Raw genomic sequence first — 20,524 nt, 5'->3', positions numbered from 1 at the left:
AAAGATAGCCAATTTAAGGCAACCATGCCGACCATCCAACCAGGGATGATGTCCCCATGACCCGACCCGCCGTCTGGTTTCCCGCTGTACGCTGTGGCAGCGGGACGGACGTATTCACCGAGCGGCTTTGCGAGGCCCTGAACCGAAGCGGCATCCGCGCCGAAATCACCTGGCTTCCCCACCGAGCCGAATACGCCCCGTGGACGGTTCCAGCCCCCGAGCCGCCGTCATGGGCCAATCTCGTTCACATCAACTCCTGGCTCCCACCTAGCCTGGTGCCGCACAACCTGCCGGTGGTCGTCACCCTCCACTCATGCGTGCACGATCCGGCGCTGTCTCCCTACAAAAGCCGTCTGCAGGCGCTTTATCACCGGTTTTGGATTCGATCCATCGAAGCGGCCAATCTCGGACGCGCCCGGCGCATCGTTGCCGTCAGCCGTTATACCGCCGACATGGCCAAGGCCGCCTTCGGTACCCCATCCATCGAAGTCATCTACAACGGCATCGATTGCCAACGTTTTGCCCCCGCCCCCCGAACCGCAGCACCCCACCACCCTTTTCGCCTCCTTTACGTAGGCAACTGGTCGACACTCAAAGGTGTGGATCTCCTGGCACCCGTCATGGAACGACTAGGGAAAGATTTCGAACTGCGCTACACCGCCGACCGTCAGGGGCGCCATGCGCACTACACCTTGCCACAAAACTGCGTCAACCTGGGCCGGCTTTCGGGGAAAGACTTGGTTCGCGCATATCAGGAAGCCGATGCGCTGCTGTTTCCCTCACGCCTCGAGGGATTTGGACTAGTAGCTGCAGAGGCAATGGCCTGTGGACTGCCGGTGATCGCGGCGAGCGTATCATCGCTACCGGAAGTAGTGAAGGACAGAGAAACGGGTTTTATGTGTCCAGTAGATGATGTTGAGGCATTTGTTGCAGCAGCATGGCGTTTGGCTGATCACCCCGCGCCTTGGTACCAGATGCGGCAAGCTGGAAAGGAATGGGTAATGAAGCGTTTTTCAGAGCAGAATATAATAGAGGATTATTTTTCACTTTATCAGGAGTTGGCCTCATGAAGCCAACAACCATTGGTTTTACTCTCAACTACCGAGATCCTGTCCGTACCAATCGATGTATTCAAAGCCTGTTACATGACGGCGTAACCCATGTGTTGGTATGGGACAATTCGTCCGATGAAGGTAAAAACACCAAGGCATTGCAGGAAACCTGGAACGCTGAAACTTGTGTGTCCATTATCCAAAGCCCGGAAAATCTCGGCTTTGCTGCTGGCGTCAATCGAGGAATCGAGCATATCACCTCCAGATTTCCTGAAGCCAGACTCCTGCTGATCAACAATGACGCCATTCTTCTGCCAGGCGCCCTCACTGCCTTGAACGAGGCGCTCGACAGGACCCAACAGGCTGTGCTTGCCTATCCCACTATCGATAACGACAGCCATCTCTTGGAGACCTTTTACTATCACAGATTTTTCGGTTTGATTACGTTTCGAGCGCTTCCCGGCAGTTTTCCCTATGCCAGCGGTTGTTGTCTGCTGATTGATCTTAGCCGTGCCCCTATGCCTGTGTTCAACGAGAATTTTTTTATGTACGGAGAAGATACTTATCTTGGCTGGACACTAGGTCGGGAACGCATAATTCATGTTCGAGATGCAATGATCCGACACGAAGGCAGTGCTTCCAGTGGTATAGGATCAAGGTTTTACGAATCCCGGCTGGTGGCTGGCCACTGGCTCCTAGCAAGGAAGCTGGCCAAAAATCGCTGCGACCGAATCCTCCTCTACGGCGGAAGGTTGATGACCCTGCCCCTTCGGGCCCTGTTGCGCGCATGGCGTTACCGCAGCGGGGTGCCAATTAGAAGTCTATGGGAGGGATGGCGCATCGCTCGCGGCCACGACCCCCAGCGCCAGAAGGCACAGCGATACCTTCAATTGCCTGAAGCCGCAACTTGCTCCAACAATGCTTCCCACTTGGGCACGATGCGCTCGGGAGAATAATGCTTAGCACACTCACGATCACAATCTATAGAACCGAAAGGCATTATTGGATGAATCATGCTAATGATCTCTAATCCTATTTTTTGCGCCAAGCAGACAGATCCCGGTTCAGCATCCGTTCCAGCCGCTGGATATCCTCGGCGAAAAAGTCGACTAGTTCCTCTCGCAGCTGGGCAGACATGGGCGGACGAGAGTATTGTTGGAAATTCAGCGATTCATACATGTCCACCAACCACTTTAATCCAAAACTGTTTACTCCAGCTGCACTTCTCAGTTTTGCGGCTTTAATTCTGACCGTATGGGTAAGTTTGGCAAATTTTTTCAGTCTCCACTCCCGTGCCGCATTATGCACAGGAAAACTCTGCCGTCCGTCATCCAATAGCCCGAGGAAATCCAACACCTTGAGATATTCCCGGCGGGGATTCTCCTTCACATCGTCCAGCAGCAGGACCAGTACCCGCTCCCGCGGAACAATCGAATAAAGACGTTCCAATTGTTCGCCCAAAAGGCACCAGGAGGAATAGTCCAGCAAAATTGGATCCGGGCAATTCGAAGGCACATGATGCCCGGCACGGCGATTTGGGGCTAACCGCCAAGCCTGTGAAAAATCATCAATATCTTCTTGAAAATAGCGTAAATGCTGACCATGATAAGCATAAGCCATCTCCACCGGATTGCGCAGCATCACAATGTAAGTAGAGCCAGGCAGTTGTCGTTCGATAGTTGGGACGGCTACCTGTGAAAAAAGATATGGCACAGATGCCTCCCCCCTTCGCACCTTCTCAGGTGATGCAGCCTGAAATAACTGCAAATAGGCACCCCAAGTCTTGATCCCCGGATAACGTATATCGCTACAAAAAAACCAGGGTTCTTTCTCCGGCGACATATATATATTCGGGTGTTCACCAAGCCAAGCCGCCATGGACGTGGTGCCGCACTTGGGCGCGCCGATGATGAAAAAATTGGGTTTCTTCATGCGAGTTTTACCGTGCCTCCAAAGTTGAACGCGGTGCTGTTCAAACCGAGACGCTTTCTCACCGCATACCAAAGAATGATATTCCAGACCACAAGGGAAATCGCCGTAGCCAACGCCGCCCCGGTTATGCCGAAAGCAGGAATCAAAAGAAAATTGAGGGGCACATTCAGGAAGGTAGACACGGCGACACCTTTGGCGGTGTCCCGCTCGTGACCCGTCATGTTGAGCAAAAGCCCGACCGACCCCATGCCGGCATTAACTAATTGGGCCACCACCAGAATGATCAGAGCCTCATGTCCCGCCACAAAGGCGGCACCGAAGACCCTCTCCAACAAGACACTTCCGAATGCGATAAACACCAAAGCCACGGGAATCGCACCGAGCAAGGTAATTTGCGCGCTTCGGGTAACCAGGCGTTGCAAGCGGCCAATGTCCCCGGCCGCGTGCAGGCGGGCCAAATGGGGAGCGACCACTCTATTTACGACTTGTAAAACAAATACCACCACCATCGCCATCTGAGTTGCCACGCGGTAAATCCCCACCTGTTCATCCGTGGCGAAGAAACCCAACATCACCATGTCGGTTCGAGAATTGACGAGATACAATCCGGTTGCCAAGGCCAACGGTCCCAGGCTAGCCAACCACAGACGCCCTCGATAGACGGGCGCGGCGGTGATCGACTCGGGCGGAATTTTCCAGCTCAGCAAACCGGAGGCGATCGACAGGGTCAATACCGACGACAGCACGGTTAACGACATAAGGGATACGGCGTTCCAATCGAAAGCGGGCAAGAACAACCAGGCAACCGTCATAAAACCGATCAATGCGGTAGGATGAAGGACGTTATCTGGAAGCTGGCCCAAAACAACCCTGCGCAATCCGGTCAACGCAGAAGTAGCAAGACCGATCCATGCCAGCAGCGGAAGCAAGGGAATCCCCCATAAAAGCGCACGACCGCGGCCTTCCAGTGAGCCCGAAAACGCTTCCATCCCGGCGAGGAATGCCACCCCGACCAGCAGCGCCATGGTACTCGCCAGCAACACGGACCAGCGCAGAATGCCCCGCAGGCAGCCCCAGTCACGCTGCTGCTGCGCCCGGGCCACCTCGCGGATCAACAAAGTGGGCAGGCCCAATTGAACCGGCACCGACAACAAAGCCACCAGCGCCATCACCCATGCATAGATCCCGTATTCCGCCGGCCCCAGCAGACGGGCCAGAACCACCGTCAGGACAAATCCGAGCAGCGCCCCGGTGATTTTCACCGACGCGGCGCCGCACAGACCGGCGATCCATTCCGAACGAAAAATCATGTTAAGGCATGCTCAAACAGGAACCGGATCGCACAGACATCTCTCCGGCCGGCGATCCTGATGATCGAGGGTTTTCGGACAAGCATCCACCTTAATCTCCGTCCGTCGTGTTTGTCTCAAACTAAGCTTAGTAACAAAATCCGTGCCTAACAAGTAGGCGCGGTTTATTGCATTGCTTTATTTAGATTTCAAGCGAACAAGAGCGAGAGGGATTGAGCTTGAACTGTGGAGTCGGCCGGCGGGATCGGAGCGCGTCTCCCGCGCCTTGAGATGCGCCATCACCACGACGGCGAACGGATTCTCCGAGGACGCCAATTCCTCCCAGCGCTGCCGGTAGTCGTCCAGCTTCACCGCCGGAAACCGGAACGCCAGCTCACAGCCCCACAAACCATAGTCGAACCCCTCGGGCCGCCAACCGCCGTCCCAACTTGGCATCGCGCACTACCTGTTGAAGTTCCTTGTCGAGAAACTCGTAACCCCGACTCCAGTCGATCCCGCGATGGGCCTCCGGGAAGAAAATCGCCATGAAGGCTTCAAAATAGGGAAAAATGATATCATGGTATTACCGTAATACTTTAGAGACCTACCATGCCCAACGTCGTCAAAGTCACCGTCAAGGGACAGACCACCATTCCGGTGGATATCCGCAAGGCATTGGGGATCGAACCTGGCGATCGGATCGTCTGGGAACTCGATGAGAACGGCAGCGCCAAAATCCGGAAAGTGCCGCCGATGGATGTGGAATACCTGAAAGCGGTCCAGGCTACCCTGAGCGAATGGCGATCCGATACTGACGAGGAAGCCTATCGTGATCTATGATCGCTTCACCGTGGTCAAGGTCCCGTTTCCCTTCACGGATCGAGGGTCTCATAAAAAGCGTCCCGCGTTGGTACTCTCTTCCGCTGAAGCCTTCAACACCAGAATCGGCCATTCCGTCATGACCATGATCACCTCGGCCTATCACACGCCCTGGCCTCTGGATTGCCCGATCCGGGACATTCAAAGCGCCGGCCTTCCTGCACCATCCAAGGTTCGTTACAAGCTGTTCACCCTCGATCACCGACTGATCCTTGAGGTGCTGGGGCGGCTTTCCGAAAGGGATGTTCAGGCAGTTGAAAATGCCTTGAATCGGTTATTTTCTTGATTTAAACGCCGACCGAAAGCATCGGTCAAGCCTTCTCCATGAGTACGGCAGTCGGCGTTCGCCGGGTCGGGTCAAGGATGTTTCATAGTCCGATCCCTGTGTTTTCGGCAATTCGGTGAATCGGTTGGGCAGGCGTATCCGGTGTGCGCAACACCACGTCCACTCTGCGGCCATCCAGGGCACGTTCCAGCCTTGCCGCCAAAAGACTGGCGGTCATGGCGCGATTTTCAACGCAATAGGGAATGGTAATCAATAAATCGACATCCCCTCCACGGGCGGCGTCGTCCCCCCTGGAACCAAACAACAAAATATCGGCCTTACCTCCCAGCATTTTGCGAACCACCCCGCGAATACGGTCGATTTCAGACGGATTCAGACGCATGTCATGACTTTCCCGAATCCGATCGGCTTTCCAGCCACACTTCTTCCAGGGTTTCAGCCGTCAGCACGCGCTCGCACCAGTGCAGCAGGGTCGCATCGTCGGCACGGGCCAACCGTTCGCGAACGGCCTCGTCGACGGGTCCGAATTGGCGTTCCAATAAACGCAGCAGAACCGCCGCTTCGCCCTCCTGCCGGCCTTCCAAACGGCCTTTTTGCAACCCCATCTGCTCGATCGATGTGACGTAAGGCATATGTTTCTCCTGCTCGTAGGCGAAAAGTGTTTGCGCAAGGCTCAGCATTTCCGGACTCTGCTTCATAGCCGAATCCCCGTTTCATGAGCAATCCTGACGATGGGCCGATTTTCAAAAAACCGGTTCATGACTTTGAGGAATCCGGCAAACGGACGCCCCGGTAAATTTCAGCGAGGGGGAGTTCGAGATCCACCGAGGCCAGACGCATGACTTCACCCGGTCCGTAAATCTCAAGATCCCAACCGGATCCGCTGCGGCGGTAGAGTTCCGCCCGAACCCTGTCCTGGGCCAAAAGCAAGTATTCCCGAAGACCGGGAATACTTTGATAGGCGAACCGTTTAACGATGCGATCGCGTTGTTCGGTGCTTTCGGACAACACCTCGATGATCAGCACGGGATGCTCCAGATAGAAATCGTGATCGTCTTTAGGATCGCAACCGACGACCACATCGGGATAGTAAAAGCAGTCGTCCACCCGGACTTTCATATCCGACGCGAATGCCTCGCAAGAGGTATCCTCCAGGTGGCGCAGCAAGTCGGCGAATATGCGTCCCGTCAGTCGATTATGATTGCGGCTCGCGCCGACCATGGCCACCACTTCGCCGCGCTCGTATTCATGGCGGATATCGGCGTGTTTTTCGCCTTCCAGGTATTCCTCGACGGTCAGCACCACGTTTTTTCTTAAAATCGGCATCTCATCACACCCACAAGTCGGTCAATTCGATCGCCACTTCGGCGAACGGCGCCACCGACACCTTGTCGTCGTCGCGGAAACGGCCGATCTCCACCCAATCTCCTTGCCGAAGTTCGTAGGCTTCCAAGGTCCGCGCCTCCGGATCCACCAACCAGGTGTATTGAACTCCGTAGCAGGCGTAGATCGGCATCTTGATGCGCCTATCCTTGCTCTCGGTGGAAGGGGAGAGGATCTCGCAAACCCAGTCCGGGACCACCTCGAAACGGTGCCCCCGGGGAATCTCGGGCATTCTGGTGCGTCGCCAGCCGCCCAGATCGGGCACCGCCACCTCCCGGTCGCGAATGAAATGAATTTCCGGCTCGACCAGGATCCACCACCCGCCGGGGCCGCCACGGCCGCGTCCGAAAGGCGCAATCAGTTCACTGCCCAATACCGATTCCGCCCAGGCATGGGAACCTCGAGGCCGGGGCTGGGTATGGAGCTGGCCGTTGAGGATTTCTCCGGTCAGATTTTCCGGCAGGGCCAGCAATTGGTCGTACAGATTGTATTGCTCCGCCAGCGACATACTTTATTTTTGTATCCCGTCTACCGATTCGCAGAAAAGCCGATGAATTTCCCGGTCGGGCGGTTCGATTTTCAGCATCTGCTGGACGAATGCCACAAACCGGAAAGTCATCTTAACTAAAGCGCAAAGATCCTCTTCCAGAAGATTGAAATGCTCCGTCGTTGCTCTAGGATCAATATCGTATTCGTGCGCCGCGTCGTTTCTAAGCTTTCGCATCCGCTGCCACAAGTTGACCGATTCGATTACATCGTGCTTTTCATAAAACTCAAGCACATGCAAGAAAGTGGGTACTGACTCGGCCAGAAGAAACGCAGCGTTCCGCATCGCCGCACCGAGCATATCTTGAAGCTTTGCAAAACGTTCATTTAGCGCCGCCAGCGGTTCAAAGAATTCGGCGTCCAATCGATGTATCTCGAGATCTTCCGGTTGAAGCGGCCAACAAATTTTTTTGCGGGTCAGTAAGGCAAAATAGGCGCACCGCTCCACTGCGATGAGTTGTTCCGCCAAATATTGGGCTTCGGGCGAATACTCGGAAGAGTCGGTTCTCATATCCGTAGTTCCACAGGCGGAAGCTTCTGTGCTCGTTCAATCGCCAAATGCTGGAAGGCGGTCTGAGGTCCCTGCGGCGGAATAACGAGAATATCCACCGGAAGGCCTAACCTATCTTCAAGATCACGTTCGAGTTCGAGTTTTTTCACGAGCGGAATCGAGCGGGGACTGATCAACATCAAATCCACATCTCCACCACGAAGTGAATCGTTCAAACGCGAACCAAAAACGAAAATCTCAACCTCTGATCCCAGTAGGGATTCAACACATTCTCGAATAAGCGAACGCTGAGAATTACTCAACCTCATGATTATTTCCAACCCAACACGCGAAGTATTTCACACCCATATAAGATCTCTCCGCTAGCCGCATACCCTCACCCATTCAACCATCACCGTAAATCTCCGCCAGGGGAAGCCTGGCCTCCACCGAGGTCAAGGCCACCGACTCGTCCTCCGGTCCGTACACGTCCAGTTCCCAGAGATTCTCTCCCGCGCGGCGGTAGACCTCGACTCGGATTTCATCGGGGGCCACCAGCATATATTCCTTGAGGCTGGGAAGTTTCTGATAATTGAGCCGCTTCTCCCGGCGGTCGACGTTTTCGGTGCTCGGAGACAAGACTTCCACCACCAGCGTCGGTTCGTTCAGGAAGACGCTTTTGGGATCGAAGGGTTCGCAGCTCACCACCACGTCGGGATAGTAAAAAGCATCCGCCGCCTCGACGCGGACCTTGACGTCGCTCATGTGAACCTCACAAGGGGTCCCGCGCAGATGATGGCGAAGGAAAGCAGCAATGTTCAAAGTCACCCGGTTATGAGCGCGGGTGGAGCCCACCATCGCGAACACCTGGCCGGCCACGAATTCGTGGCGAATGTCGCTGATTTCCTCGCCCGCCAGATAGTCCTCGATACTCAGTGGATGCAAAAAGGCATGCTGGGACATGATCGGACCTCTTCAAGCAACAGGAACATTTTACATCCCTATATCGAATAGCCGGCCTAGCGCTTTGCCCGGATCCTCGGCGCGCATGAAGGCCTCCCCCACCAGAAAGGCATGGACGCCCCGCGCCCGCATCTTGGCCACATCTTCACGGGTGTGGATCCCGCTTTCGGTAACCACCAGCCGGCCTTCCGGAATATGGGGCAGCAAGTTCAAAGTGTTTTCCAAAGAGACTTCAAAGGTGCGCAGATTGCGGTTATTGATCCCCAAAACCGCGTTCTCCAAAGGCAACGCCCGCTCCAGCTCGTCGCCGTCGTGCACCTCCACCAGCACCGCCAGGGAGAGTTCCCGTGCCAGTTGGTACATATCCCGCATCAGGGCGTCGTCGAGGGCCGCCACGATCAATAAAATAGCATCGGCTTGGATGGCCCGGGCCTCGTAGACTTGATAGGGATCGACGGTAAAGTCCTTGCGCAAAGTGGGGAGGCCGGCGGTTTGTTTGGCCAGCTGCAGATAGGCCTCCGAACCCTGAAAATACGGTTTGTCGGTCAGTACCGAAAGACACGCCGCCCCGCCTTTGGCGTAACTGAGGGCGATTTCTCGGGGATCGAAGGCTTCCCGAATCACTCCCTGGCTGGGAGACGCTTTTTTGATCTCGGCGATCACCGCCGGTTGAGCACTTTCGACTCGTCTTTCCAAGGCGCCTCTGAAATCCAGGGGAGCGGCCTGGGATTCGGCCATTTCGCGCACGTCGCCCAAAGCGACGCGCCGGCGGCGACGGTCGATCTCTTCGCGTTTGGTGGTCAGGATTTTCTGCAAGATATCCGCTTGGCTCATCGCTTCTGCGTCCATTCGACTAAGGCATTCAATTTGTCCAGGGCGGCACCGGCAGCCAAGACGGCGCGGGCCTTTTTCACTCCGGCGGCGAGGGAATCGCTGAGATCGGCGGCGTAGAGCGCCGCGCCGGCATTGAGGGCGACGATGTCGCTTGCAGGCCCCGGTTTGCCGGCGAGCACGTCGCGGATGAGCTCAAGGCTCTCGTCCACGGAAGCGACCTGGATCGCCGCCAACGACGTGCGGGAAATACCGAACTGTTCCGGCGCGAGGTGGTAGGTTTCCACTTCCCCGTCCTTCAGTTCGGCCACCCGGGTGGACGCGGCGATACTGATTTCGTCCAGGCCGTCCTCGGCGTGCACCACCAACACATGGCGGCTGCCCAAATGCTTGAACACCAAGGCCAACGGCGCCACATAGCGGGGATCGAACACCCCCACCAGTTGGTGGCGGGCACCGGCGGGGTTCAGCAAGGGGCCCAGCAGATTGAACAGCGTGCGAACCCCCAACTCTCGCCGCACATCGGCCACATGCCGCATGGCGCCGTGATGGCGGGGGGCGAAAAGAAAACCGATGCCGAGTTCTTCGACACAGCGCTTGACCTCCGTCGGCGTGAGGTCCAAATTGACCCCGGCCGCCTCCAGGACGTCGGCGCTTCCGCAGCGGCTCGAGACCGAACGGTTGCCGTGCTTGGCCACCTGTCCGCCCGCGGCGGCCACCACGAAGGCCGCGGTGGTGGAGACGTTGAACGTGTCCAGGGAGTCGCCGCCGGTACCGCAGGTATCGATCAGGTGATCGCCGGCGACGTCGATTTTGAGCGCCTGTTCGCGCAGCACTTCGGCCGCCGCCGCGATTTCCTCGACGCTTTCGCCCTTGGCCCGCAGGGCGACCAAAAATCCCGCCACCTGGGCCGGGGTGGCTTCGCCCGCCAGGATCCGAGTCACCACCCGGCGCATCTCGGATGCGCCGAGATCGGCCGGCTCGAGCAGTTTGGCGATGGCGGCGCGAATGGGAGTCATCGGCCTTCCAAAAAGTTTTGCAATAATTGATGGCCGTGACGGGTGAGGATGGATTCGGGGTGAAACTGCACGCCCTGGATCGGGTAGGTCTGGTGGCGGATGCCCATGATTTCCTCCACCGCCCCGTCCTTGTCCCGAGTCCAGGCGGTGATTTCCAGGCTCTCGGGCAGGCTCTCGCGTTCGATCACCAGGGAATGGTAACGGGTCGCCTCGAAGGGGTTGGGGAGACCGTGGAATACGCCCGAATCGGTGTGATGAATCAGGGAAGTCTTGCCGTGCATGATCGTTTTGGCGTGGACGATACGCCCCCCGAACGCCACCCCGATGCTCTGATGCCCCAGGCAGACCCCCAGGATCGGCAATTTGCCCTTGAAATGCTCGATGGCGGGCACCGAGATGCCGGCTTCCTTGGGGGTGCAAGGGCCGGGAGAAATGACCAGACGATCCGGTGCCAAGCGTTCGATGTCCGCCAACGCCACTTGGTCGTTGCGCACCACCTCCACATCGGCCCCCAGTTCCCCCAAGTACTGGACCAGGTTGTAGGTGAAGGAATCGTAATTGTCGATCATTACCACCCGAATCATGCCGTCAGACCCTCCGCCGCACGAGCCACGGCGCGAAACAGCGCGCGGCCCTTGTTCATGGTCTCCTCCCATTCCTTCGCCGGAATCGAATCGTGGACGATCCCCGCCCCGGCTTGGACGTGGAGCTGCTCGTCCTTGATGACCGCGGTGCGGATGGCGATGGCGGTGTCCAGGTTGCCCGACCAACCGATATAACCTACCGCCCCGGAATAGACGCCGCGCTTGACCGGCTCCAGCTCGGCGATGATTTCCATCGCTCGGATCTTGGGGGCGCCGGAAACGGTTCCGGCGGGGAAAGTGGCCGCGAGCACGTCGAAAGCGTCCAACCCCGGCTTCAGCTTTCCGATGACATTGGAGACGATGTGCATGACGTGGGAATAGCGCTCGATCAGCATTTGATCGGTCACCTCGACGCTTCCCACTTCCGCCACCCGACCGATGTCGTTGCGTCCCAAATCGATCAACATGAGATGCTCGGCCAACTCCTTGGGATCGGCCAAAAGCTCCTTTTCCAACGCCTGATCTTCCTCCGACGTTCGGCCCCGGGGACGAGTTCCGGCGATGGGACGGACGGTCACCGTCTCGTCTTCCAGGCGCACCAGAATTTCGGGCGAAGAGCCGACGATCTGAAAATCCCCCAAGTTCAGATGGTACATGTAAGGAGAGGGATTGAGGCTGCGCAGCGCCCGGTAGACACTCAAGGAATCGCCGCGGTAGGGAATCGACAGGCGTTGGGACAGCACCACCTGCATCACGTCGCCGGCGACGATGTAATCCTTGATGCCCCTCACCGCCTGCTCGAAACCCTCGCGGGTAAAGCCGGAAATGAAATCCGCTTCGCTGATGCGCCGGCCGCCGGCCTCGGAAGGATAGGGACAACTGCCGCGCAGGCGATCCACCCATTGTTCCAAGCGCCGTTGGGCTTGATCCAAGGCATCCGGCTCCTCGGGGTCGGCGTGGGTGATCAACTGCAGCGTTCCCGACAGGTTGTCGAATACCACCAGATCCTCGGAAACCATCAACAGAATATCCGGGTTCTGAAGCGGATCCGGCTTGGCTTGGGCCGCCTCAAGCTTGGGCTCAATGTAGGCGATGGTCTCGTAGCCGAAATAGCCCACCAATCCGCCGCTGAAACGGGGCATGTCCGGCAATGCCGGCGTGCGGTAACGGGCGGTGAATGCCTTGATCCACTCGAGCGGGGCGGGAGAGCTCACCTCCTCGATCAACTCTTCCCCCCTCCCTAGCCCTCCCCCCGTTGGGGGGAGGGGAGAGGTCGCACTTGGCCCTCCCCCCAGCGGGGGGAGGGTTGGGAGGGGGGAGGTCGCAGCGGCGTCGGGATAACGCCAAACCTGGATCTGGTCGCCCTCGATGCGGATCACTTTCCGGGCCGGCAGGCCGATGATGGAATAACGCCCCCACTGCTCGCCCCCCAGCACCGATTCGAACAGATAGGTGTAAGGCCGACTCGCGAGCTTGAGATAGGCGCTCAAGGGGGTATCCAGGTCCGCCAGGACCTCGCGCGTCACGGGGATGCGGTTGTAGCCTTGGGCGGCGAGTTCTTGAAAGCGTTGAGGCGTCATGGGTTTGGTTTAGGCGGCCTCCGCCGTTCCCTTGGCGATTTCCGCGCGCATTTCCTCGATCACCGCCTGGTAATCGGGTTTGCCGAAAATCGCCGAGCCGGCCACGAAGGTATCGGCGCCGGCGGCGGCCACCTGGGCGATATTGTCCACCTTGACCCCGCCGTCCACTTCCAGGCGAATGTCCCGGCCGCTGGCGTCGATGATCTTGCGCGCCTGCTCGATTTTGCGCAGCACGTAGGGGATGAACGACTGGCCGCCGAAGCCCGGGTTGACCGACATCAAGAGAATCATATCCACCCGGTCGATGGCCCAATCCAAGTAATCCAGCGGGGTGGCCGGATTGAACACCAATCCCGCCTTGCAGCCGTTGTCGTGGATCAACTGCAAGCTGCGGTCGATATGATCGGAGGCTTCCGGATGAAAGGTGATGTAGCTCGCACCCGCCTTGGCGAAATCGGGAATAATCCGGTCCACCGGCTTGACCATCAAATGGACGTCGATGGGTGCGGTGACGCCGTGATTACGCAGGGCCTCGCAGATCATCGGGCCGAAGGTCAGATTGGGCACGAAGTGATTGTCCATCACGTCGAAGTGAACCACGTCGCCACCGGCCTTCAAGACGTTTTCGACCTCCTCTCCGAGACGGGCGAAATCGGCGGACAAGATCGAAGGGGCAATCCAGGGTGTCTGCATAACTGGCTCCTTAAAATGAATCCATGAATACTTGGAAACGGTAAAGTTTAACCGATTTCGGCACGGCTTTCAGCGACCCGGTAAAATAGTCGGTTTTGATCCGATTTCAGGAGTTGGAATGAAAAATATCGTCATGTACACGAGCGACCGCTGCCCCTATTGCGTGATGGCCGAGCGGTTGCTGGCAAGCAAAGGCGTCCAATCCATCCACAAGGTCCGGGTCGATCTGGAGCCGGAGCGGCGCCAAGAGATGGTCGCCCGAACCGGTCGCCGAACGGTTCCGCAAATCTTTATCGAAAATCGGCACGTGGGTGGGTTTCAGGAATTGGCCGCGTTGAACCACGAGGGCGAACTCGATCGTTTGCTGGGCGATTGAGCTTCGCCCGGCCCTTACTCCTCCAACAATTCGAAATCGTCCTTGGAGGAGGCGCACTCGGGACAGACCCAATCGTCGGGAATGTCCTCGAAACGGGTGCCGGGCGGAAGGCCGCCGTCCGGATCTCCCTCGGCCTCGTCATAGATATAACCGCATACTACGCAGACGTATTTGCGATAGCCTTCTGTCGCCATGGGTTGCCTCCTTATTTTGATCGGACAGGGCAACTATACCGGTAAGCGATAAAATCTCCAACGTCCGCGGCCGTGCGAAATCGCCGAGAAGCTTATGGGGCGGGATCCAGAATCCGCAAGGCGTCGGGATGCCGCACCAGAATCGAGTGGCTTCGGCCGCGCCGACCGGGCCAGCCCCGCACTTCCACCCGGTGCCCGACGTAAGCATCGAAATCGGGAAACAATTTCAGATTGGTTTTGGGAATCACCACGTACAAGTCCGCGGCGAACAGGAGCCGCACATACTTGCGCATGGCCTTGATCTGCAGCACCTCGCCCACCAAACGATGCCAACCGTATAGCCTTTTACGCCGCAACGTTTCAATCGGTTGCGGGGCGTAATCGTCCATTCCCCAAATCCCGCGCCCGGCCTGTTCCGCCTCGGCCTGGGCCGCCAGAATTTTATCCGCGTATTTGAGGTTGGGCGGGTGAATGTTTGCGATCGCCCAGCCCTCCTCCACCAAAAGCCGATTGATATGCACCCCGTCCTCGGTGAAAAGATGCGCCAGCGTGCGATCGTATTTGTCGCGTCGCTCGACGTCGTACACCAAGCGTATCCGTCGATCCTCCAACAAGTCTTGGAGACGGCGCTTGGCTTCTTCTCCTCCAAGTTCGCCACGCTTGCGAGGCGTTTCCACCTCCGGGGTATTGATATTGAGCAGGCGTACCCGACGGCCATCCACCAATTCGACCGTATCGCCATCGAATATATGGCCGACCCGGTAATAGCTGAAGCCGGGTTTGAGAGAGAGGGTATTCGCGCCGGGAACGGGACGGTCCCCGTAATGGATTTGCCCATCGGGACCGCGCCATTGATAAACCGCCGCGGAGGCTTTTAGGACGCAGAGCCACAAGATGCAAAAAATGACTTTCCGCATGGATGCGTTACCGGAATGGTGAAAGAAACTTGCTTACAGGAGGGTCAGCCCGGAATCGTTTTTTTCGGGCGCTTGAAATCCGTCGAAATGCCACCCGGGTGGCCGGGAGAAAAGGACGGTTCGAGAATCGCTCCGTCCTCCCGGACAAATGGCGTTTCAAGCCTCTTCTGAAGCGGGATTGGCCTCGGACTTCGAGGAGATGCTCCGTGCAATGGCTTCCAAGTGTTGGATCTGGGCATAGCCCGCGTTGGTCAATTCCACGCCGCCGTTGAGTATGGTCCGATACAACTCGGGGAGTTTGTAGACCAGGTAACAAAAAATCCCGGCGACCGCACCGGCCACGGGAACGGAAACGAGCGACGGCAGGCCGATGACTCCCATTCCCTTGACGAGCAACGAGACGATATCCAGCGGAAGCAGTAAAAACGCACCGAAATATGTCAACACGAAAAACGAATACAAAAGCAATGTAAAAAACTCGAACAGACGAATCAAACCTAGGTTGAGCCTTTTCATGACAGGTTCTTTGCCCCCAATTCCAAAATTACATCGGACCGGATCAATCCGGCCCCCAAAGGGAAACGAGAAGTATAGCAAGACACTTCCCTCCCGGCCAAACCGTAGGAATATTCGCACCCTTGCCAGCCAAGGGACTAAAATGACCAAACTTTACCCATCAGGTCGTTACCATGTCTACCCGGCATCCCTCGGCTTCACCCTATCTCAGGCACTCGATCGCCGCCCTGGACATCCTGCTGCTGGCCTTGCTGGCATTTATCGCTCTGTCGCTCCACCTGGCGGATTCGAAGGCAGAGACGGCTTTATGGTTGCTGCTGCCGGTCGTCTTGCTGAGATCGGCTTTGACCTTCCTGGTTCTACGCGCGCTTGCTTGGCGGGCTCGCCATGACGAAACCACCCGTTTGCCCAACCGTCACCTATTCCATGAACGATTGACGTGTTTGTTGCGTCATCATCCCGAATCGCCCGCCGCGGTGCTACTCATCAACGTCGACCGCTTCAAGCTGTTCATCGGAAGCCTCGGGTACTTGCTTTGCGATGATTTGCTGAAGGCGGTCGCGCGGCGTTTCACTGAAGCGTTGATCCGAAGGGGCGTGGCCGACGCCCGCCTCTACCGCTTCGAGGCCGACACCTTCGCGGTACTCGCTTCGGAAAAAACGCCGCCGGAATCTCTCGCCGAGGCGCTGATCGAGGCATTGCATCAACCGATCTACGTTAATCACCGGGAATGTTGCGTCACGGTGAGCGTGGGCTTCAGCCTTTCGCCCGAAGACGGGCAAACGGCGGATACCCTCCTTCACGCCGCCGACCTGGCACTGCAACAGGCAAAGAAACGAGGCGGCAATACCTGGCGCCGCTACCATCCCAAACTGGAACCCCGCCGTCATCCGCTGATTTTGGAAGGCTACCTCCGCCACGCCCTCGAATACGACGAACTGGAATTGTATTATCAACCCCAGATCCGTCTCGACGACCGCGCCTTGTGCGGCGCCGAGGTCACCCTACGTTGGCATCACCCCCAATATCGACTGATACCTCCCGGAGAATTCATTCCCCTGGCCGAGGAAGCCGGGCTGATCGCACCCATTACGGTATGGCTCATGCATCGGGCATTGCGTCAACTGCAAATATGGCAGCGGCAACACCGTCCGATCCGCCTGGCGATCAACGTCTCCGCCTACCAATTTCATCAGCAGGACCTTCCCCATTTGATCAAGCGCCTGCTGTCGGAATATCGCATCGATCCTCGCTGGTTGGAACTGGAGATCACCGAGTCGGCGGCCATGCTGGATATCGACCACACCGCCAAAATACTCCACCAACTCAAACGACTCGGCATTCAACTGGCGCTGGACGACTTCGGCACCGGCTTTTCGTCGCTGAATTACCTACGCCGCTTTCCGCTCCACACCCTGAAAGTCGACCAGTCATTCATCCGGCCAATCGAGAAAAGCCCAGGCAACACCGCGATCGTCAAGGGAATCATCAGCCTCGGCCGCAGCCTCCATCTGAAAACCCTGGCCGAAGGGATCGAAACGCCCGGCCAATTGGCCGCCTTGCAGCGCATGGGCTGCGACGAAGGTCAAGGGTATCTGTTCGGCAAACCCATGCCGGCTCAGGAATTCGAGCGGATGCTCCATCGACCGCGAACCCCCGCCGGGATCTTCGACAATCCTAGGGCACATTGAGATTGAGTCACTCCAACGCCCTTACAGTCTGTTTCAAAACTCGATATACCGTACAAGCTAGCCTATGAGGCATGACGCGTCCCCCCTTAATTTCCTCTCCGTCCGGGAATGACTCAAGAAGCGTCCCTCTCCCGCCAGCGGGAGAGGGGCTTTTGCGACACGCCTCTCCAGCAAGACAAAACATACAAGGGGGATAATGGCATTCGCGATTACTTCCGACCCTCACACGAGTTTTGAAACAGACTATTACCCCCCCTTGCGCCTATACAGGCCATGAATCTTAGCCTTCGAATGCCAAGCCGATCGTGTTGTAGCCGGCATCCACGTAGACGATCTCGCCGGTAATCCCCAAAGCCAAATCGGAGCACAGGAACGCCGCGGCATTCCCCACTTCCTCGATGGTCACATTCTTGCGCAACGGCGCCGCCTGCTCGGCTTTGCTCAACATTTCCCGGAAATTGCTGATGCCGGAAGCGGCCAAGGTACGGATGGGACCGGCCGAAACGGCATTGACCCGGACGCCTTCGGGACCCAAAGCGCTCGCCATGTAACGAACGTTGGCCTCGAGACTGGCCTTGGCCACGCCCATGACATTGTAATTGGGTATCACCCGTTCGGCGCCCAGGTAACTCAAGGTCAGCAGCGCGCCGTTGCGCCCTTGCAGCATGGAGCGGCCTGCCTTGGCCAGGGCGGCGAAGCTGTAGGAGCTGACGTCGTGGGCGACCTGGAACGCTTCTCGATCGACCGACTCCAGGTAATCTCCTTCCAGCGCCCGGCGGGGAGCGAAGGCCACCGAATGAACGATGCCATCCAGTCCATCCCAGTGTTGGCCCAGGTAATCGAACACGCCTTGAATTTCTTCGTCGCTGTTGACGTCGCAGGGAACGGTCAAACTGCTGCCGCATTCGCCCGCCAACTTTTCCACCCGATCCTTGAGTTTGTCGTTTTGATAAGTGAAAGCCAGTTCCGCCCCTTCCCGACGCATCGCCTGGGCGACTCCCCACGCGATGGAACGGTTGCTGGCCAAGCCGACGATCAAAACCTTCTTGCCTTGCATGAAACCCATAAAATTACCTTTTTGAAGTAAAAAAATCGAGCGGCAATTATACCGCGCCCTCGAGCAAGCGATACCATAGCGGCAAAGACGCCATCGACAAAAGCGTGGTCGCGGTCACCAAGAGTGCGTAGAGGCGGCTCTCCAGACCGAAGCGATCGCACAGCACGATTCCGAACATCATGCTGGGCATCCCCGCCTCCAACACCAAGGCGGCGAGCTGTTTACCGGAAAATCCAAGCAGCTGCCCCAGCCACCATCCGAACGCCGGCATCAAAATTAATTTGAGCAACACCACCGGCAGCACCACCGGCGCACTCTTCCAATGCAAGCTGCGCCAATCCAAAGCCAACCCCAAAGCGAGCAACATCAAAGGGGTGACTGCACCGGCCAACAGGTTGAGAAAATCCGTCCACCAGGAAGGCGGCGACCAATCGGACAAGTTCAATCCCACGCCCACTATCGCCGCCCATAGGGGGGGGACGCGCAGCAGGGCGAGAAAATGATTGCCCGCCTGACCGCGGCTGCCGAATGCCCTCGCCACCCCGACGCCCAAAGTCAGAACCAAAGGGGTGGATGCGAAATAATCCAATTGAATCACCATCAGCGCCGCCCAGTCGCCGAAAGTCTCGAGCAGCACCGGTAATCCCAAAAAGGTAATGTTGGGAAAAGTCATCGCCAACCAAACCGCCCCCGCCCGTGCCGCGAGCATTCGCCGCCAACGCACGTACAACCCCGCCAAGGTAGCGCTGAAGCCCAACATCCCGACCCCGAAGAGGGAAATGGAAAGGGTTTCCATCCCCAGATCCGCCCGGTTCATCAATTTCAAGATCAGGCCCGGCAAGAACAGATAATAAACGAGGGTTGTCAATACCAACCGAGTCTGATCCCCGTTCAATCCCGCCGGGCGCAACACACGCCAGGCGGCTCCGAACACCATCAGCAAAAACATTTGAATCAAAACCGACGACATGGATCCCTCTCTGTGCGAGCGTCCAAATCCTGCGTCGCAACGTTTCGATTGTGTATCATTTGGCTCCCCCTGATTAACGAAGGAAAAACATCATGCCACTATCCACCCAGCCCGTTCCCTCCCGTGAACGCTTGATCGTCGCCCTGGATTTGCCCACCCACCGGCAAGCCAAGGAATTGGTGGAAAGCCTGGGAGAGGCGGTGTCATTCTATAAAATCGGCCTGGAACTGTTCATGGCCGGCGATTACTTCGACTTGATCGACTGGCTCGAAAGCCGCGGCAAAAAAGTGTTCGCCGATCTCAAATTTTATGACATTCCCGCCACGGTGGAACGCGCGGTACGGGCATTGAGCCGCACTTCCGTGCAACTGGCCACCGTCCACGGAGACCCGGCGATCATGGAAGCCGCGGCCCGCGGCAAGGGGGAAACGCTAAAGATTCTGGCGGTGACCGTCTTGACCAGCCTGAACGAGTCGGCTTTGAAACGGATGGGATATACCGGCGATTTGAACTCCCTGGTGCTGGATCGCGCGCGCCAGGCTCAACAGGCAGGGCTTGACGGCGTCATCGCCTCGGGCCGGGAAAGCGCGTCGATCCGTCAGGCGGTGGGCGACGATTTCCTGATCGTCACGCCCGGCATCCGGCCTACTTCCGATCGGCAGGACGATCAACAGCGGGTGGTCACAGTCCAGCAGGCTTTTACCGACGGCGTGGACTACATCGTGGTCGGCCGCCCGATCCGTGATGCCCAGGATCCAAAAACCGCCGCCAGAGCCATCCAGGAGCAAATCGCCAGTTTATTTCACCCGAAGGAATAAAACCCTTCAGGACAAGGGGATTCTGATTTTTTGTCCCGGAAAAATCTTGTCGGGGTCCTGAATGACCTCCCGATTGGCCTCGAAAAGCTTGGGATACAACATGGGATCGCCATAATAGCGTTTCGCGATGAGCGAGAGCGTATCCCCTTTCTGGATGACATAGTATTCCACCTGCTCCGGCTGCTCCTGGGCCTCCGGGGATTCGGCGAGCTCCAGTTCGTTCATCACGTTGGATACGCCTTTCACATTGCCGGCCAGCAAAATGGCTTTTTCGACGGCTTGGAATGAGGAAGCCCGGCCTTTAAGAAAAGCGGATCCATCTTGATACCTGACTTCGAGAGTTTCAATGCCGGGATTGTGGGACTCGATGTGTTGTTTGATTTTCTCCGCGGCTTCTTCATCGCTGGTAAAAAGATTGTGGCCCACATCTTTGACGAAATCTAATAAGCCCATGATTA

General features: G+C 57.4%; 29 protein-coding genes. 7 read left to right on the top strand and 22 right to left on the bottom strand.

Annotated features, from left to right (window positions below; translation table 11 throughout):
* Positions 1-56: 56 nt before the first annotated feature.
* Both H035_RS0107660 and H035_RS0107655 read left to right on the top strand, forming a co-directional pair.
* A complete protein-coding gene (locus H035_RS0107660) occupies positions 57-1,070 on the top strand; it encodes a glycosyltransferase family 4 protein (protein ID WP_022948403.1) in 1,014 nt (337 codons plus the stop codon).
* Complete coding sequence (locus H035_RS0107655) at positions 1,067-2,008, top strand: glycosyltransferase family 2 protein (RefSeq protein WP_022948402.1); 942 nt, start codon at positions 1,067-1,069, stop codon at positions 2,006-2,008. Before H035_RS0107660 ends, H035_RS0107655 begins: the two co-directional genes overlap by 4 nt.
* Before the next feature lie 76 nt (positions 2,009-2,084).
* Here H035_RS0107655 and H035_RS18740 read toward each other — a convergent pair whose 3' ends face one another.
* The 4 genes from H035_RS18740 to H035_RS21265 form a co-directional block, all read right to left on the bottom strand.
* Complete coding sequence (locus H035_RS18740) at positions 2,085-2,984, bottom strand: sulfotransferase domain-containing protein (protein ID WP_022948401.1); 900 nt, start codon at positions 2,982-2,984, stop codon at positions 2,085-2,087.
* A complete protein-coding gene (locus tag H035_RS0107645; protein WP_022948400.1) occupies positions 2,981-4,294 on the bottom strand; it encodes a flippase in 1,314 nt (437 codons plus the stop codon). The genes H035_RS18740 and H035_RS0107645 overlap by 4 nt, the downstream gene beginning before the upstream one ends.
* A 177-nt stretch (positions 4,295-4,471) precedes the next feature.
* Positions 4,472-4,729 carry a hypothetical protein gene (locus tag H035_RS22175; RefSeq protein WP_200861533.1) on the bottom strand — a complete coding sequence of 86 codons (258 nt, stop codon included), beginning with the start codon at positions 4,727-4,729 and terminating at the stop codon, positions 4,472-4,474.
* The gene (locus H035_RS21265) at positions 4,668-4,820 is read right to left on the bottom strand and encodes a hypothetical protein (protein ID WP_022948398.1); all 153 of its coding nucleotides are present in this window, start codon (positions 4,818-4,820) and stop codon (positions 4,668-4,670) included. The genes H035_RS22175 and H035_RS21265 overlap by 62 nt, the downstream gene beginning before the upstream one ends.
* Positions 4,821-4,882: 62 nt before the next feature.
* Between H035_RS21265 and H035_RS0107630 the strand changes: the two genes are divergently transcribed.
* Both H035_RS0107630 and H035_RS0107625 read left to right on the top strand, forming a co-directional pair.
* The gene (locus tag H035_RS0107630; protein ID WP_022948397.1) at positions 4,883-5,113 is read left to right on the top strand and encodes an AbrB/MazE/SpoVT family DNA-binding domain-containing protein; all 231 of its coding nucleotides are present in this window, start codon (positions 4,883-4,885) and stop codon (positions 5,111-5,113) included.
* Positions 5,103-5,438, top strand: a complete 336-nt coding sequence (locus tag H035_RS0107625) for a type II toxin-antitoxin system PemK/MazF family toxin (RefSeq protein WP_022948396.1) — start codon at positions 5,103-5,105, stop codon at positions 5,436-5,438. Before H035_RS0107630 ends, H035_RS0107625 begins: the two co-directional genes overlap by 11 nt.
* Before the next feature lie 82 nt (positions 5,439-5,520).
* Here H035_RS0107625 and H035_RS0107620 read toward each other — a convergent pair whose 3' ends face one another.
* From H035_RS0107620 to rpe, 12 genes are all read right to left on the bottom strand, one after another.
* On the bottom strand, positions 5,521-5,820 hold the full coding sequence (locus H035_RS0107620) for a nucleotidyltransferase domain-containing protein (protein ID WP_022948395.1): 300 nt from the start codon (positions 5,818-5,820) through the stop codon (positions 5,521-5,523).
* A gap of 1 nt (position 5,821) precedes the next feature.
* Positions 5,822-6,136, bottom strand: a complete 315-nt coding sequence (locus tag H035_RS18735) for a DUF4351 domain-containing protein (protein WP_022948394.1) — start codon at positions 6,134-6,136, stop codon at positions 5,822-5,824.
* A gap of 58 nt (positions 6,137-6,194) precedes the next feature.
* On the bottom strand, positions 6,195-6,764 hold the full coding sequence (locus tag H035_RS0107610; protein WP_022948393.1) for a Uma2 family endonuclease: 570 nt from the start codon (positions 6,762-6,764) through the stop codon (positions 6,195-6,197).
* 4 nt (positions 6,765-6,768) lie between these two features.
* Positions 6,769-7,329 carry a Uma2 family endonuclease gene (locus H035_RS0107605; RefSeq protein ID WP_022948392.1) on the bottom strand — a complete coding sequence of 187 codons (561 nt, stop codon included), beginning with the start codon at positions 7,327-7,329 and terminating at the stop codon, positions 6,769-6,771.
* A gap of 3 nt (positions 7,330-7,332) precedes the next feature.
* A complete protein-coding gene (locus H035_RS18730) occupies positions 7,333-7,878 on the bottom strand; it encodes a hypothetical protein (RefSeq protein WP_022948391.1) in 546 nt (181 codons plus the stop codon).
* Entirely contained in the window at positions 7,875-8,186 is a 312-nt protein-coding gene (locus H035_RS21260) for a nucleotidyltransferase domain-containing protein (RefSeq protein ID WP_022948390.1), read from the bottom strand. The genes H035_RS18730 and H035_RS21260 overlap by 4 nt, the downstream gene beginning before the upstream one ends.
* Positions 8,187-8,262: 76 nt before the next feature.
* Positions 8,263-8,820: a Uma2 family endonuclease gene (locus H035_RS0107590; RefSeq protein WP_022948389.1), complete on the bottom strand. Its 558-nt coding sequence runs from the start codon at positions 8,818-8,820 to the stop codon at positions 8,263-8,265.
* A 30-nt stretch (positions 8,821-8,850) separates the two neighbouring features.
* A complete protein-coding gene (gene trpC / locus H035_RS0107585; RefSeq protein ID WP_026596383.1) occupies positions 8,851-9,654 on the bottom strand; it encodes an indole-3-glycerol phosphate synthase TrpC in 804 nt (267 codons plus the stop codon).
* A complete protein-coding gene (gene trpD, locus H035_RS0107580) occupies positions 9,651-10,670 on the bottom strand; it encodes an anthranilate phosphoribosyltransferase (protein ID WP_022948387.1) in 1,020 nt (339 codons plus the stop codon). The genes trpC and trpD overlap by 4 nt, the downstream gene beginning before the upstream one ends.
* Positions 10,667-11,254 carry an anthranilate synthase component II gene (locus tag H035_RS0107575; protein WP_022948386.1) on the bottom strand — a complete coding sequence of 196 codons (588 nt, stop codon included), beginning with the start codon at positions 11,252-11,254 and terminating at the stop codon, positions 10,667-10,669. Before H035_RS0107575 ends, trpD begins: the two co-directional genes overlap by 4 nt.
* Entirely contained in the window at positions 11,251-12,834 is a 1,584-nt protein-coding gene (trpE, locus tag H035_RS0107570; protein ID WP_022948385.1) for an anthranilate synthase component I, read from the bottom strand. The genes H035_RS0107575 and trpE overlap by 4 nt, the downstream gene beginning before the upstream one ends.
* A 9-nt stretch (positions 12,835-12,843) precedes the next feature.
* Positions 12,844-13,527, bottom strand: coding sequence for a ribulose-phosphate 3-epimerase (gene rpe / locus H035_RS0107565; protein ID WP_022948384.1), 684 nt, complete (start codon positions 13,525-13,527; stop codon positions 12,844-12,846).
* A gap of 118 nt (positions 13,528-13,645) precedes the next feature.
* On the opposite strand from rpe, the gene grxC reads away from it, so the two are divergent.
* Positions 13,646-13,903, top strand: coding sequence for a glutaredoxin 3 (gene grxC / locus H035_RS0107560; RefSeq protein ID WP_022948383.1), 258 nt, complete (start codon positions 13,646-13,648; stop codon positions 13,901-13,903).
* A 14-nt stretch (positions 13,904-13,917) separates the two neighbouring features.
* Here the strand turns inward: grxC and rd are convergent, their stop codons facing one another.
* From rd to H035_RS18725, 3 genes are all read right to left on the bottom strand, one after another.
* Positions 13,918-14,097 carry a rubredoxin gene (gene rd, locus H035_RS0107555; protein WP_022948382.1) on the bottom strand — a complete coding sequence of 60 codons (180 nt, stop codon included), beginning with the start codon at positions 14,095-14,097 and terminating at the stop codon, positions 13,918-13,920.
* A 92-nt stretch (positions 14,098-14,189) separates the two neighbouring features.
* Positions 14,190-15,014 (bottom strand): thermonuclease family protein, encoded by an 825-nt coding sequence (locus tag H035_RS0107550; RefSeq protein ID WP_022948381.1) that lies wholly within the window; start codon positions 15,012-15,014, stop codon positions 14,190-14,192.
* A gap of 156 nt (positions 15,015-15,170) precedes the next feature.
* Entirely contained in the window at positions 15,171-15,530 is a 360-nt protein-coding gene (locus H035_RS18725; protein WP_022948380.1) for a hypothetical protein, read from the bottom strand.
* Between the two features lie 173 nt (positions 15,531-15,703).
* Between H035_RS18725 and H035_RS18720 the strand changes: the two genes are divergently transcribed.
* Complete coding sequence (locus H035_RS18720; RefSeq protein WP_022948379.1) at positions 15,704-17,221, top strand: putative bifunctional diguanylate cyclase/phosphodiesterase; 1,518 nt, start codon at positions 15,704-15,706, stop codon at positions 17,219-17,221.
* Positions 17,222-17,501: 280 nt separating this feature from the next.
* Here the strand turns inward: H035_RS18720 and H035_RS0107535 are convergent, their stop codons facing one another.
* Positions 17,502-18,278 (bottom strand): enoyl-ACP reductase FabI, encoded by a 777-nt coding sequence (locus tag H035_RS0107535; protein ID WP_456152364.1) that lies wholly within the window; start codon positions 18,276-18,278, stop codon positions 17,502-17,504.
* Between the two features lie 46 nt (positions 18,279-18,324).
* Positions 18,325-19,248: an AEC family transporter gene (locus H035_RS0107530; protein WP_022948377.1), complete on the bottom strand. Its 924-nt coding sequence runs from the start codon at positions 19,246-19,248 to the stop codon at positions 18,325-18,327.
* Between the two features lie 92 nt (positions 19,249-19,340).
* Between H035_RS0107530 and pyrF the strand changes: the two genes are divergently transcribed.
* Positions 19,341-20,066 carry an orotidine-5'-phosphate decarboxylase gene (pyrF, locus tag H035_RS0107525; protein ID WP_022948376.1) on the top strand — a complete coding sequence of 242 codons (726 nt, stop codon included), beginning with the start codon at positions 19,341-19,343 and terminating at the stop codon, positions 20,064-20,066.
* Between the two features lie 6 nt (positions 20,067-20,072).
* Here pyrF and lysM read toward each other — a convergent pair whose 3' ends face one another.
* A complete protein-coding gene (lysM, locus tag H035_RS0107520; protein ID WP_022948375.1) occupies positions 20,073-20,519 on the bottom strand; it encodes a peptidoglycan-binding protein LysM in 447 nt (148 codons plus the stop codon).
* Positions 20,520-20,524 lie beyond the last annotated feature (5 nt).

Source organism: Methylohalobius crimeensis 10Ki, from assembly GCF_000421465.1.
GTDB classification, from domain to species: Bacteria; Pseudomonadota; Gammaproteobacteria; order Methylococcales; family Methylothermaceae; genus Methylohalobius; species Methylohalobius crimeensis.
Note: the sequence above shows the minus strand (reverse complement) of the source record. Positions and strands in the feature narration are given on the sequence as shown.

Bases quoted from the DNA above. Each gene is read 5' to 3' on its own strand.
- trpC (WP_026596383.1), bottom strand. From the start codon at position 9,654: ATGAGCCAAGCGGATATCTTGCAGAAAATCCTGACCACCAAACGCGAA.
- H035_RS0107630 (WP_022948397.1), top strand. From the start codon at position 4,883: ATGCCCAACGTCGTCAAAGTCACCGTCAAGGGACAGACCACCATTCCG.
- H035_RS22175 (WP_200861533.1), bottom strand. From the start codon at position 4,729: ATGCCAAGTTGGGACGGCGGTTGGCGGCCCGAGGGGTTCGACTATGGT.
- H035_RS0107535 (WP_456152364.1), bottom strand. From the start codon at position 18,278: ATGCAAGGCAAGAAGGTTTTGATCGTCGGCTTGGCCAGCAACCGTTCC.
- H035_RS18730 (WP_022948391.1), bottom strand. From the start codon at position 7,878: ATGAGAACCGACTCTTCCGAGTATTCGCCCGAAGCCCAATATTTGGCG.
- H035_RS0107550 (WP_022948381.1), bottom strand. From the start codon at position 15,014: ATGCGGAAAGTCATTTTTTGCATCTTGTGGCTCTGCGTCCTAAAAGCC.
- H035_RS21265 (WP_022948398.1), bottom strand. From the start codon at position 4,820: ATGGCGATTTTCTTCCCGGAGGCCCATCGCGGGATCGACTGGAGTCGG.
- trpD (WP_022948387.1), bottom strand. From the start codon at position 10,670: ATGACTCCCATTCGCGCCGCCATCGCCAAACTGCTCGAGCCGGCCGAT.
- H035_RS18725 (WP_022948380.1), bottom strand. From the start codon at position 15,530: ATGAAAAGGCTCAACCTAGGTTTGATTCGTCTGTTCGAGTTTTTTACA.
- H035_RS0107620 (WP_022948395.1), bottom strand. From the start codon at position 5,820: ATGCGTCTGAATCCGTCTGAAATCGACCGTATTCGCGGGGTGGTTCGC.
- pyrF (WP_022948376.1), top strand. From the start codon at position 19,341: ATGCCACTATCCACCCAGCCCGTTCCCTCCCGTGAACGCTTGATCGTC.
- H035_RS0107655 (WP_022948402.1), top strand. From the start codon at position 1,067: ATGAAGCCAACAACCATTGGTTTTACTCTCAACTACCGAGATCCTGTC.
- H035_RS18735 (WP_022948394.1), bottom strand. From the start codon at position 6,136: ATGAAGCAGAGTCCGGAAATGCTGAGCCTTGCGCAAACACTTTTCGCC.
- H035_RS0107660 (WP_022948403.1), top strand. From the start codon at position 57: ATGACCCGACCCGCCGTCTGGTTTCCCGCTGTACGCTGTGGCAGCGGG.
- H035_RS18720 (WP_022948379.1), top strand. From the start codon at position 15,704: ATGTCTACCCGGCATCCCTCGGCTTCACCCTATCTCAGGCACTCGATC.
- H035_RS0107530 (WP_022948377.1), bottom strand. From the start codon at position 19,248: ATGTCGTCGGTTTTGATTCAAATGTTTTTGCTGATGGTGTTCGGAGCC.
- H035_RS21260 (WP_022948390.1), bottom strand. From the start codon at position 8,186: ATGAGGTTGAGTAATTCTCAGCGTTCGCTTATTCGAGAATGTGTTGAA.
- H035_RS18740 (WP_022948401.1), bottom strand. From the start codon at position 2,984: ATGAAGAAACCCAATTTTTTCATCATCGGCGCGCCCAAGTGCGGCACC.
- rd (WP_022948382.1), bottom strand. From the start codon at position 14,097: ATGGCGACAGAAGGCTATCGCAAATACGTCTGCGTAGTATGCGGTTAT.
- H035_RS0107645 (WP_022948400.1), bottom strand. From the start codon at position 4,294: ATGATTTTTCGTTCGGAATGGATCGCCGGTCTGTGCGGCGCCGCGTCG.
- grxC (WP_022948383.1), top strand. From the start codon at position 13,646: ATGAAAAATATCGTCATGTACACGAGCGACCGCTGCCCCTATTGCGTG.
- H035_RS0107590 (WP_022948389.1), bottom strand. From the start codon at position 8,820: ATGTCCCAGCATGCCTTTTTGCATCCACTGAGTATCGAGGACTATCTG.
- lysM (WP_022948375.1), bottom strand. From the start codon at position 20,519: ATGGGCTTATTAGATTTCGTCAAAGATGTGGGCCACAATCTTTTTACC.
- H035_RS0107605 (WP_022948392.1), bottom strand. From the start codon at position 7,329: ATGTCGCTGGCGGAGCAATACAATCTGTACGACCAATTGCTGGCCCTG.
- H035_RS0107575 (WP_022948386.1), bottom strand. From the start codon at position 11,254: ATGATTCGGGTGGTAATGATCGACAATTACGATTCCTTCACCTACAAC.
- trpE (WP_022948385.1), bottom strand. From the start codon at position 12,834: ATGACGCCTCAACGCTTTCAAGAACTCGCCGCCCAAGGCTACAACCGC.
- rpe (WP_022948384.1), bottom strand. From the start codon at position 13,527: ATGCAGACACCCTGGATTGCCCCTTCGATCTTGTCCGCCGATTTCGCC.
- H035_RS0107610 (WP_022948393.1), bottom strand. From the start codon at position 6,764: ATGCCGATTTTAAGAAAAAACGTGGTGCTGACCGTCGAGGAATACCTG.